This window comes from Pelomonas sp. Root405, assembly GCF_001425165.1.
In the GTDB taxonomy this organism is placed as follows: Bacteria; Pseudomonadota; Gammaproteobacteria; order Burkholderiales; family Burkholderiaceae_C; genus Pelomonas.
In genome coordinates this window covers 605,996-617,675 of record NZ_LMDU01000012.1, presented here as the reverse complement: position 1 = coordinate 617,675, position 11,680 = coordinate 605,996, and the positions used below count along the sequence as shown (strand labels likewise).

Sequence of the window (11,680 nt, the reverse complement as noted above, 5' to 3'; positions counted from 1 at the left end):
TTGAAGGCAGGTACATCACCTGCCCGCAGCCCGCCAGCCGCTCCCCCTACGGAAGCCTTTGCGGCATGCCTTGCAGCCGCGCCGACGCGCGCAACGGCTGCACGAACGTCGCGTTAGCAGGCACACAGCCTGCCGCGGCCGCAGCGCCGTTCAACCGAGGCCGCGCAGGCCCTACAGGAGAGTTTCCATGGCTATTTCCCACTCATCGCAGCGCGACATGACCAGTGACCGCAGCGTGTCCACCACCACCTCGTCGCTCAACGCCGTCGACTGGATCGCCTTGCTGCTGATGATCATCGGCGGCATCAACTGGGGCCTCGTCGGCCTGTTCCAGTTCGACCTGGTGGCGACGCTGTTCGGCACCATGACGCCGGTGTCGCGCATCGTCTACGGCCTGGTCGGCTTGGCGGCGCTCTACGGCATCGTCATCGTGATCAAGTGGTCGCGCCGCACCTGACCCGGGCGCTGCCGCTGATCGGGCCGCTGCTGCTGCCCTTGGCGGCGGCGTCGGCCTTGCAGGCGCTGCGCCTGTGGCGGGCGCAACGCGACGGCCGCGCCATCGCCGCCCGTACCCAGCCCTATGAGCAGCGCCATCCTCAGCCGCGGCGGCGCGTGCTGCTGGTCGGCGACAGCACCGGCCTGGGCGTCGGCGCTGGCCCGGAGCTGTCCATCGCCGGGCGCCTTGCCCGCGACTGGCCGGACGCCGAAGTCCACAACGCCTGCCGCAGCGGCGCAAGCCTGGCCGATGTCGAGTCGCAATTGCCGCCGGATGGGCCGCCGTATGACTTGCTGCTGCTGCACGCCGGCTGCAATGACATCTTGCGCGGGCACAGCCTGAGCCGCATCGAAGCGCAGGCCTGTGGCTTGCTGCCGCGACTGGTGCGCAGGGCCCGCCAGACCGTCTGGCTCGGGCCGCCCAACCTCGGCTTGGCGCCGGTCTTCGTGCCGCCGTTTTCCTGGTGGCTGTCCAGCCGCACCCAACGAGCCTGCGAGCGCTTTCGGCGCAGCGCCCAGTGCTTCGGCGTGCGCTACCTCAACTTCTATGCGGGCCGCCGCGACGACATCTTCTCGGCCGATCCGCAGCGCTACTTCGCCCGCGACCGCATCCACCCGAGCGCTGCTACCTACGGTCATTGCTACGAGCAGCTCAAGCGCTCGCTGGTGGACGACCTTGGGCGCAGCCGCCCCTGACGAGCGAATTCAGGCCGACGGGTCGCCGGCGAGCAGGCTCTCTTCATGTTCAGCGGCGTCAGGCGCCAACGTTGCGTCGGTCGATGTTCACCGATCCAGACGGCTGCCACATGTGCCGGCCGTCATCCCGCCACCCACTCACCGGGTTCGATGCCAAAGAACTGCTGTGCGGCGGCCATCGCTTCTTCAACGGTCGGGTGCCAGGTGTCCGCGCCGTAGCGCTTGTCGCCTGACTCGTACAAAAGCAAGTAGTTGGCGTTGCCGTCGCTGATGATGCGGAACGAGAACTCCACGTCGATGGCATTCAAGTCGTCGGGGTCGGCAGCCGACCAGCCGCTGTTCGGCTCTCCGGCGATGCGGACGGATCGTTTGGTGATCGACAACGGTGCTTGCATAGGGCGCGCCTCGTCAGCCCCTCACCTCACCCTGCCCCAACACCACCCACTTCATCGACGTCAGGCCCTCCAGCCCGACCGGGCCGCGGGCGTGGAACTTGTCGGTGGAGATGCCGATCTCGGCGCCCAGGCCGTACTCGAAGCCGTCCGCGAATCGTGTGCTGGCGTTGACCATGACGCTGGCGGAATCGACCTCGCGCAGGAAGCGCATGGCGTTGGGGTGATTGGTCGTCAGGATCGCGTCGGTGTGATGTGACCCGTAGCGGTTGATGTGGGCAATGGCTTCGTCCAGCGAATCGACCACCTTGATGCTGATGACGGGCGCGAGGTATTCAGTGGACCAGTCTGCCTCCGTCGCCGCCACCGCGCCGGGCACCAGCGACAGCGTGCGCAGGCAGCCGCGCATCTCCACGCCCTTGGCCCTGAAGACGGCCGCGATGCGCGGCAGGAAGGCGGGCGCCTGCGCGGCGTGCACCAGCAGCGATTCGGTCGCATTGCAGGGGCTGTACTTCTGCGTCTTGGCGTTGTCGACGACCTTGACGGCCTGGTCGAGATCCACCTCGGCATCGACATAGCTGTGGCAGTTGCCGTCCAGGTGCTTGATGACGGGCACCTTGGCTTCGGCGCTGATGCGCTCGATGAGCCCCTTGCCGCCGCGCGGGATGATGACGTCCACCCATTGCGGCTGCGAGATCAGCAGGCCGACGGCGGCGCGGTCGGTCGTGCTGACGAGCTGCACGGCGGCGCGCGGCAGTCCCGCCTCTTCGAGCGACGCGGCCACCAGCTCGGCCAGCGCGAGGTTGGAATGGATCGCCTCGGAGCCGCCGCGCAGGATGCAGGCGTTGCCGCTCTTGATGGCCAGCGACGCGGCCTCGATGGTGACGTTGGGGCGGCTCTCGTAGATCATGCCGAACACGCCCAGCGGCACGCGCATCTGGCCGACGCTGATGCCGGTGGGGCGGCGCTTCACGCCGGTGATCTCGCCGATGGGGTCGGGCATGGCGGCGATCTGCTCGCAGCCTTCGGCCACCGTCGCCAGCGTCTTGGCGTCGAGCTTGAGGCGGTCGCGCAGCGGGGCGCTGAGCTCGGCGGCGCCCGCCAGATCGCGAGCGTTCGCGTTGGCCAGCGCAGGGCCGGTCTCGCGCAGGCGGCGTGCCAGCGCCAGCAGCGCGGTGTTCTTGGCGGCCGTCGGGGCGGCGGCCATTTCGGTGGCGGCGGCGCGGGCGGCGCGGCCGAGGGCGTCCATGTAGGTGGCGAGGTCGGAGCTCATGCGCGGATTGTCCGCGGCATCCGCCCTGGCATCGCCGCCTGTGGATTTCACTTCACGACGACCGCGCCTTCGGCGTCGCGCAGTTCCACCTTGCGGCCCAGCGCTTCGAGCTGCGGCAGCACCTTGGTCTTGTCGCCCACCGCGACGACGATCAGCTGCGCCGGGTCGAGGTGGTCACGCGCGGCCTTCTGGGCCGTGGCGGCCGTGACGGCAGCGAGCTTGCGCGGTTCGTCCACCACGGCGCTGAGCGGGCGGCCCACCGTCCAGTTGGCCGCATAGGCGCCGACCACGGCGCGGTTGGTGTCGAAGGCACCCGGCAGCGACAGCAGGCGGGCATTGCGCACGCGCGTCAACTCGGCCACTGCCATGGGCTTGGCGCGCATGCCTTCGATCTCCTTCCACATGTCGGCCAGGGCCGCGCCGGTCACGTCGGTGCGCACGCTGCCACGGATGCCGAACTGGCCGCGCTCGCGGCCCATCGCATAGCCCGAGAAGATGCCGTAGGTGTAGCCCTTGACCTCGCGCAGCTGGTGGTTGATGCGCGACGTGAACAGGCCGCCGAGGGCGGCATTCATGATGCTCAGGGGCGCTGCGTCCGGCGTGGCGGCGAAGGGGCCGGGCGCAACGACGGCCAGGGCCGTCTGCGGCGCACCGGGCTTGTCGACGACGACGGTGCGTGCGGCGATGGGCCGGGCCGACGGCAGCGGTGCCGCAGCAGCGGCGCCGCCCTCGCCCTTCCAGGCACCGAACAGCGGCTCGACCAGAGCGCGCAGCTCGGCCTCGTTCAGGTCGCCGGCGACCACCAGGGCGGCGCGCTCCGGGCGGTAGTGGCCCTGCCAGAAAGCGCGCAGCGCCCCGGCGTCGACGGCCTTCAGGCTGACCTCGGTGCCGACGCTGTGCGGTGCCAGCGGATGGCCGTCGCCATAGACCACGCGGTTGCCGACCGCATCGGCCAGCAGCGGGGCCTGCTCGCGCACCTGGGCCAGCGAGGCGAGCATCTGCGCCCGCAGGCGCTCGACGTCGCTGCCGTTGAAGGCGGGGTTCATGACCACGTCGGCCATCAGCGCCAGGCCTTCCCGCGCGCTCTGCTTGAGGCCCGAGAACTGGACGCGCGCCTCCTCTGAGCCGGGGCTGGCGGTCAGCGTCGCGCCCAGCGCCGCTGCGGCCTCGGCGATTTGCTGGGCGCTGCGCGTCTTGGTGCCCTCGGGCAGCATGGCCACCGTGAAGGCGGCCAGGCCGGGCCGGTCGGGCGGGTTGGTGCCCTGGCCCGCGCGCACGACCAGGCTGGCGCTGACCAGCGGCAGACCCGGCTTGGGCGAATGGATGACGGTCAGGCCGTTGGCGAGGGTGAAGCTTTGCGCGGCCGGCACCGTCAACGCCTTGGCTTTCGTCGCACCGGGCGGCTTGTTGCGCCAGGGCTCGGCGGCGTTCAGCGATTCGCGCTCCCCCTTGGCGGCCTTCGTCGGCATGGCCGGCGTGGGCACTTCGGCCGCCAGCACCTGCTCACCCGGCTGGGCCTGCACGACGACGCGGCTGTCCTTCTTGAGCCATTGGGCGGCGACCGCGCTGACGGCGGCCGGCGTCAGACCGGCATAACGGGCCAAGTCCTTGCCGACGAAACCGGGATCGCCAGCCATCTGGTTGTAGTGGTTGAGCAGGTCAGCCAGCGTCGTGACCTTCTCCATGCGCTGCAGCAGGTCGGTCTGGATGGTGGCGCGGGCCTGGGCCAGCTCGGCGTCGGTGGGCGGTGTGCTGGCGAGCCGGGCGATCTCCGCGTCCACCACCTTCTCGATGTCGTCGAGCGACGCCCCGGGGCGGGCGACGATCTCGATGTTGAAGATCGAGCTCAGCGACTGCGAGTTCTGGCTGACCTGCACGCTCTGCGCCAGCTGCCTGTCGCGCACCAGCAGGCCGTACAGCCGGCTGGCCTTGCCGCCGCCGAGCACGTGGGCAGCCATGTCCAGCTCGGCATCGCCGGCCGCGAACATCGGCGGCGTGTGCCAGGCGATGTTCAGGCGGCTCAACTCGATGCGGTCGGTGACGACGAGGCGGCGCTCCTTCGTGATCTGCGGCATGGCCACCTTGACCTCGGGCGGCCTGGGCCCGGCTGTCAGCGTGCCGAAGTACTTCTGCACCAGGGCCTTGGCGCGCTTGGGATCGAAGTCGCCGGCCAGCACGAGCGTGGCGTTGTTGGGCCGGTAGTAGGTGCGGGCGAAAGCCTTGACGTCGGCCAGCTGGATGCCTTGGATGTCGGCATGAGATCCGATGACGGCCGCGCGGTAGGGGTGGCCCTCGGGAAAGAGCGCCTGGAACAGCGCCTCCTCGACGATGCCATAGGGCTGGTTCTCGACGCCTTGGCGGCGCTCGTTGCGCACGACGTCCTGCTGGTTGGCGAGCGCCACGGAATCGACCTCGTCGATCATGTAGCCCAGCATGTCGGCCTTCAGCCACAAGCCCATCTCCAGCTGGTTGGACGGCAGCGTGAAGTAGTAGTTGGTGCGGTCGAAGTTGGTCGAGCCGTTGCTGTCGGTGCCGCCGGCGGCGTCGATGAACTTGTCGAACTCGCCGCGCGGGATGTGCTTGCTGCCGGCGAACACGAGGTGCTCGAACAGGTGGGCGAAGCCGGTCTGGCCCTTGGCCTCGTCGCGCGGGCCGGCATGCACCCACAGGTTGAAGGCCACCAGCGGCAGGCGGCGGTCTTCGACGAGGATGACCTCGAAACCGTTGGCGAGCCTGAACTTCTCGTGGCGCACGGCCAGCTGGCCAGCCTCGGTGCTGACGGCACCCTCCATGGGCGCTGCAGGCGCGGCGGCGGCAGGCAGGGCGGCAGAGAGGGCGCCGGCCAGGGCCAGCAATGCGACGAGACGGCGGGGAGCGGGGGCGTTCATGCGGTTCAGTCCTCGGAATGCGATGCGTGGATTGGGCAGCCTGGCCGGGCCTGCCCAGAAGTGCCGGGAGTCAGCGCAGTTGCCAGGGCGACAACCAGGCCAGCAGCGCCAGCCACAGCGGCGCCGTGGCGACATAAAGAATGGTGGAGACGACCGTGGCGGCCGTGACCTCGGCCTCCAGCGCGCGGTAGCGCTGCGCAAAGATCAGCGCGTTGGAGCCGGTCGGCAGGGCCGCGATCATGACGATGACGGCCAGCGGCATGCCGTTCAGCCCCAGGCCCCAATGCGCGATGGCCAGCACGACCGCCGGCATCAACAGCAGCTTGGCGGCCAGCAGCCCGGCCAGGCCGCGCCAGGTGCGCGGCCAGCCGTAGTAGGCCAGCGACATGCCGATCAGCGTCAGGCACAGCGGCACGACGGCTGTGCCCAGCGTCTGCAGCGCCTCGTCGGCCACGGCCGGCAACGGCAGGCCCGTGGCGTTCCAGGCCAGGCCGGCCAGCACCGGCAGCACGACGGGGTGGATGACGGTGTTGCGCACCGTCTGCAGCAGCGTCGCGCCGAGGTTGCCCTGCTGCTGCTGGCGCGCCAGGTCCAGCTCGACCAGCGTGGTCAACAGCGTCAGGATGCACAGCGCATGCAGGCTGACGACGGCAATGTGGATGGCCAGGCCCTGCTCGCCGAACACGCCCGCCGCAACGGGCAGACCGACCTGCAGCGTGTTGCCGAAGCCGGCCGTGATGGCCTTGACGCTGGGCCCGACGACGCTCTCGCCCGGCTGGCGGCGCCAGCGGTACAGCACGTAGAGCAGTGCGATCAGCACCAGCACCGGCACGAAGAAGGCAAAGAGAAAAGCCCAAGGCAGAGTCTCCGTGTCCAGCCGCGCCGTGGTGCGGAACAGCAGAGCCGGCACGAAGATGTAGAAGGCCGCGTTGGCGAGCACGCGGGCCGGGTCGCCCGCTTCGCCCGGTTGGCTGCCGGCCTCGCCGCCGCCCAACCAGCGCATTCGGCCCACGGCCCAGCCAATGGCGACAGCCACGAGGATGGCCAAAAGCTTCGCTGCAATCGCCCAGGTCATGCCAACGGCAATCTCATGTCGAAGGCAAAGCTGCTGCCCTGCCCCGCCGTGCTGTGCACCAGGATCTGGCTGCCCATCAGGCGCACCAGCTGCTGACTGATGGACAGGCCCAGGCCGGTGCCGCCGAGGTGGCGGGAGGCGTCGGACACCTGCTCGAAGGCCTGGAACAGGCGCGACTGCTGGGCCGGCGTCATGCCGATGCCACTGTCGCTGACCTCGAAACGCAGCCGCGCATGCGAGGCATCCAGCTCGATGGCGCTGAGGGCCAGGCGCACGCTGCCGTGGTCGGTGAACTTGACGGCGTTTGACAGCAGGTTGAGCAGCACCTGCCGCAGGCGCTGGCCGTCGGCGATGACCTGAGCCGGCACGCGGCTGTCGATGTCGAGCACGAAGGTCAGGCCCTTCTGCTCGGCGCGCAGCCGCACGCTGTCGCAGGCCATGTCGACGAGGGCGCGCAGGTCCGCCGGCGCGGGCTTGAGCGAAACCTTGCCGGCCTCGATGCTGGCCATGTCGAGCACGTCGTTGATGAGCTCCAGAAGATGCAGGCCCGAATCGCGCATCAGCTGCAGCTTGGCCTGCTGGCCGGGCTGAATCGCCGCGTCCATCTGCAGCAGCTGGGTGAAGCCAAGGATGGCGTTCAGCGGCGTACGGAACTCGTGGCTCATCGTCGCCAGGAAGCGGCCCTTGGCCTGGTTGGCGCTTTCGGCGCGCAGCTTGGCCTCGCTGAGTTCGGCGGTGCGCTCCTGGACGATTTCCTCCAGGTGGTCGCGGTGGCGCGTCAGCTCGGCCTCGGCCTGGCGGCGCAGCGAGATGTCGCTGACCATGCCCTCGATGCGGCGCTGGCCGTACTCGCCCTCGACCCAGTGCGCGTTCAGCTCCACCCACAGCGGCCGGCCGCCGCGGGCGCGCAGCTGCAGCTGGGCCTGCTGGATCTTGCCCTGCTCGTTCATGACCGCGGCCACGCGCCGCATCTCGTCGCGGCTGATGCCCGTCAGCTCGCGCAGGCGCCGGCCCACCGGGCTTTGCGAGCCCAGACCCAGCATCTGCGTGAAGGCGCGGTTCATGCCGAGCACGCGGCCATCAGCATCGGCCTGGAAGATGCCTTCGGTGGCGTTCTCGAACAGGCTGCGGTAGCGCGCCTCGCTGGCGCGCAGGCCGGCCGAGCTCAGCTGCACCTGGTCGGCCGCGGAGCGTAGCTTCAGGCTCATGGCGTTGAAGCGCGTCGTCAGCTCGCCAATCTCGTCGCTGCGCTCGACCGTCTCCTGCGCGCCGAGGTCGCCCTTGGCCACGCGCTGCGCCAGCGCGCCCAGACGCGCGACCGGCTTGCGCACCAGCCAGTGCACCAGCAGCCAGCTGGCGATGACGATGCCGACGACGACGACGCCGAGCAGCTGGACGACGAAGAGCCGCGTGCGGCGGATCTGGTCATCGACGAGATCGCGTGTGTAGACCAGCACGGCAGACGCGACCGGTGTGCCTTCCGCATCGACGGCGGGCTGGTAGCTGATGGCGAACTCGCGCCGCAGCGGCCCGCGGGCCGGCACGTCACGGCTGCGCTTGGCCTGGCCGCCGCGCAGGCCCAGGCCGTTGAGCTCGATGGCATGCACCTCGGGGTCGGCCATGACAGCATCGAGCAGGTTGTCGATGGCGACATGGTCCAGGTTCCAGATCGGCCCCGCAAAGCCCCGCTCGACGAGGCCGGCCATGCGTGCCTCGCGCTGGCTCAGCGCATGCAGGAGCTCGCCTTCCTCATGCGACGTCCAGGCCCAGCCCACCGCCAGCACGAGCAGGCTGGCGACCAGCGCGATGCCCGCCGTCAGCCTGGCCTGAATGCCCATGCTCATGCTCAATGGCGCCATTGCCTTCCGCCCTCCTCCCAACCCGTTGTGGCCGGGCCTCGCGGCGAGCATAGAGGCATAGGTGCTCCGATCAACCTAGATCCGGCAGTTGGGCATGCCTGAAGGGCTGGCGAAGCGGGTCGCCAGCAAGGCGCGACGACGCAGTGGGCTCATGCCCACCAGGAGAAGCAACGCCGCTGGCGGCCCGAAGCGCCAGACCGGCGGGCGTGCAGCGCTGCGCACCGAAGTGGTGGACGCCAAGACAACTCCAACGTTTTGATGCCACAAGACGCTCGATGGATAGCAAGCGGTCAACTGGCGGATCTAGGTTCAGGCCTTCGCCGTCTTGCGGGCGGGTGCCTTCTTGGCCGGCGCCGCCTTGGCGCCCGGCTTGGCGGCGCGTGGCTCGAACTCGAAGATGACCTTGCCTTCCTTCTTGTCATAGGCCAGGAAGGCCTTGAACTTGCGCCGCGTCTTGTTGGAGACGAAGTTCTCCAGCAGGTCCGTCTTGCCATCGGCCAGCAGCTTGTGCACCTGCTGCGTGTCGATGGGCTGGGTCAGGATGACCTTGCCGGTCTTGAAGTCGCAGGTAACGGTCTCGCCCACCGAACGCTCACAGACATAGTTGGCACCGTGCTCGTAGACATGGCCGGCGCACTTGGGGCAAGGGCCGAGCGAGTTCTGCGCCGAGAAGTCCACCGGTTCGCCATCGCCCTCGGCTTTCTTGGCGTCCTCGCCGAAATCGAACTCCAACTTCCAGTTGGCGATCTCTTCGTCGTAGACCAGGGCCAGCTCGGCCGTGAACGGCCAGCCCGCCTTGGAGCGGAATCCCTCCAAGGGACCAATCTTCTTGTCGCGCAGGAAGGCCTCGACCTCGCCCAGCTCGAAGCTGCGGCCGCCCGGGATCTTGCCGATGGAGAAGCCGCAGCCCTCGCCGTTCTCGTTCGGTCCCAGGCAGGTGAAGCGGCGGTAGTTCTCCTTGACGACGCCGCCGCACTTGGGGCAGGGCGTCTTCAGCGTCGCGTAGTCGCCGGGGATGGTGTCGCGGTCATAGCCTTTGGCCTTCGCGACCATCTTCTCGGTCATGGCCGCGATCTCGGCCATGAAGACCTCGCGCTTGAGCTTGCCCTTCTCCATGGCGGCGAGCTTGCTTTCCCAGTCACCGGTCAGCTCGGGCTTGGTGAGATCTTCCACCTCCAGGCCGCGCAGCAGCGTCATCAGCTGGAAGGCCTTGGCCGTCGGGATCAGCTCGCGGCCTTCGCGCAGCATGTACTTTTCGCTGATGAGCCCTTCGATGGTGGCCGCGCGGGTGGCTGGAGTGCCAAGGCCCTTCTCGGCCATGGCCTCGCGCAGCTCGTCGTCGTCGATGAGCTTGCCGGCGCCTTCCATGGCGCTCAGCAGCGTGGCTTCGGTGTAGCGCGCCGGCGGCTTGGTCTGCAGCGCCTTCACGTCGACGCTCTCGGTGCGCACAACCTCGCCGGCTTGCACTGGCACCAGCGTGGCGTTGTCGTCGTCCACGTCCTTGCCGTAGACGGCCAGCCAGCCCGGCTTCACCAGCACCTTGCCGTTGGTCTGGAAGTGATACTTGTCGAGCACCTTGCTGATGCGCGTCGTGACCAGGAACTCGGCGGGCGGGAAGAACACACCGAGGAAGCGCTTGACGACCATGTCGTAGAGCTTGGCCTCGATCTCGGTCAGCGCCTTGGGCGCCTGCAGCGTCGGGATGATGGCGAAGTGGTCCGACACCTTGGCGTTGTCGAACACCTTCTTGGTCGGCTTGATGTAGCCCTCTTTCAAGGCCGTCGCGGCATGTTGCGACAGCGCGCCGAGCGGGCCGGGCAGGTCCTCGGTGGCCAGCATCTTGGCCGTGTCCTTGGCGACGGCCACGTAGTCCTCGGGCAGAAAGCGCGAGTCCGTCCGCGGGTAGGTCAGCACCTTGTGCTTCTCGTACAGCGCCTGGGCGATGGACAGCGTCGTCTTGGCCGAGAAGCCAAAGCGCGAGTTGGCCTCGCGCTGCAGCGTCGTCAGGTCGTACAGCGCGCCGCAGCTCGTCGTGCTGGGCTTGCTCTCCTCAGAAACGACGGCGGGCTGGCCGAGCACCGCCTTCGCGATGGCTTCGGCGTCGGCCGCGTTCCACATGCGGTCCGCACGGCGCTCCAGGTCGTCGTTCTTCTTCCATGCGGGGTCGAACCACTTGCCCTCGTACTGGCCGGCCTGGGCGTCGAAGTTGGCGCGCAGCTCCCAGTAGTCCCGCGCGACGTGCTTGCGGATCTTCTCCTCACGCTCGACGACGACCGACAGCGTCGGCGTCTGCACGCGGCCCACCGTCGTCAGGAAGAAGCCGCCGTCACGCGAATTGAAGGCCGTCATGGCCCGCGTGCCGTTGATACCCACCAGCCAGTCGGCCTCGGAGCGGCAACGCGCCGCATCGGCCAGCGGCAGCATCTGCTCGTCGCTGCGCAGCTTGGCAAAGCCGTCGCGGATGGCGGCCGGCGTCATGGACTGCAGCCACAACCGGGAGATGGGCTTGTTCAGCTTGCCCTTGGCCGGCTGCGCGTACTGCTCGATCAAGCGAAAGATCAGCTCGCCCTCGCGGCCCGCGTCGCAGGCGTTGATCAACGCCGTCACGTCCTTGCGGCGGATCAGCTTGGCCAGCGCATTGAGCCGGCCCTTGTTCTTGTCGATGGGGTTGAGGTCGAAATGCGGCGGGATGACCGGGAGGTTGTTGAAACTCCACTTGCCGCGCTTGACGTCGAACTCCTCGGGCGCCGCGATCTCCACCAGGTGGCCCACGGCCGAGCTGACAACGTATTGCTCGTTCTCGAAATGGTCGTCGTGCTTGTCGAACTTGCCCGCCACCGGCGTCAGCGCGCGGACGATGTCCTGCGCGACGGAGGGCTTCTCGGCAATGATCAGAGTCTTGCTCATCGGTCTTTCTCAAACGCTGTTCAGAGGGCGGGGGACACCAATCCCCTGCCTACAATCCGGGCCTCGCGCGCACGCGCACCCATGAAATCACCGTA

8 protein-coding genes are annotated in these 11,680 nt (G+C 68.7%); 2 read left to right on the top strand and 6 right to left on the bottom strand.

Translation table 11 applies throughout. The features are described from left to right. The first annotated feature begins 187 nt into the window (after positions 1-187). Together ASC81_RS15700 and ASC81_RS15695 are read left to right on the top strand one after the other, a co-directional pair. Positions 188-457 carry a DUF378 domain-containing protein gene (locus tag ASC81_RS15700; RefSeq protein WP_082536546.1) on the top strand — a complete coding sequence of 90 codons (270 nt, stop codon included), beginning with the start codon at positions 188-190 and terminating at the stop codon, positions 455-457. Continuing rightward, positions 439-1,191 carry a GDSL-type esterase/lipase family protein gene (locus ASC81_RS15695; RefSeq protein ID WP_056268899.1) on the top strand — a complete coding sequence of 251 codons (753 nt, stop codon included), beginning with the start codon at positions 439-441 and terminating at the stop codon, positions 1,189-1,191. Before ASC81_RS15700 ends, ASC81_RS15695 begins: the two co-directional genes overlap by 19 nt. Positions 1,192-1,313: 122 nt before the next feature. Here the strand turns inward: ASC81_RS15695 and ASC81_RS15690 are convergent, their stop codons facing one another. The 6 genes from ASC81_RS15690 to ASC81_RS15665 all read right to left on the bottom strand — a co-directional run bounded on the left by ASC81_RS15690 (position 1,314) and on the right by ASC81_RS15665 (position 11,585). Then, the gene (locus ASC81_RS15690) at positions 1,314-1,586 is read right to left on the bottom strand and encodes a hypothetical protein (RefSeq protein WP_156392153.1); all 273 of its coding nucleotides are present in this window, start codon (positions 1,584-1,586) and stop codon (positions 1,314-1,316) included. A gap of 13 nt (positions 1,587-1,599) precedes the next feature. Continuing rightward, positions 1,600-2,856 (bottom strand): glutamate-5-semialdehyde dehydrogenase, encoded by a 1,257-nt coding sequence (locus ASC81_RS15685; RefSeq protein ID WP_056268896.1) that lies wholly within the window; start codon positions 2,854-2,856, stop codon positions 1,600-1,602. A 47-nt stretch (positions 2,857-2,903) separates the two neighbouring features. After that, complete coding sequence (locus ASC81_RS15680; RefSeq protein WP_056268893.1) at positions 2,904-5,744, bottom strand: pitrilysin family protein; 2,841 nt, start codon at positions 5,742-5,744, stop codon at positions 2,904-2,906. 70 nt (positions 5,745-5,814) lie between these two features. Beyond that, a complete protein-coding gene (locus ASC81_RS15675) occupies positions 5,815-6,819 on the bottom strand; it encodes an AEC family transporter (protein ID WP_056268891.1) in 1,005 nt (334 codons plus the stop codon). Beyond that, positions 6,816-8,663, bottom strand: coding sequence for an ATP-binding protein (locus tag ASC81_RS15670; protein ID WP_056268889.1), 1,848 nt, complete (start codon positions 8,661-8,663; stop codon positions 6,816-6,818). The genes ASC81_RS15675 and ASC81_RS15670 overlap by 4 nt, the downstream gene beginning before the upstream one ends. Positions 8,664-8,987: 324 nt before the next feature. Continuing rightward, the gene (locus ASC81_RS15665) at positions 8,988-11,585 is read right to left on the bottom strand and encodes a DNA topoisomerase III (RefSeq protein WP_056268887.1); all 2,598 of its coding nucleotides are present in this window, start codon (positions 11,583-11,585) and stop codon (positions 8,988-8,990) included. Between the last annotated feature and the right edge of the window lie 95 nt (positions 11,586-11,680).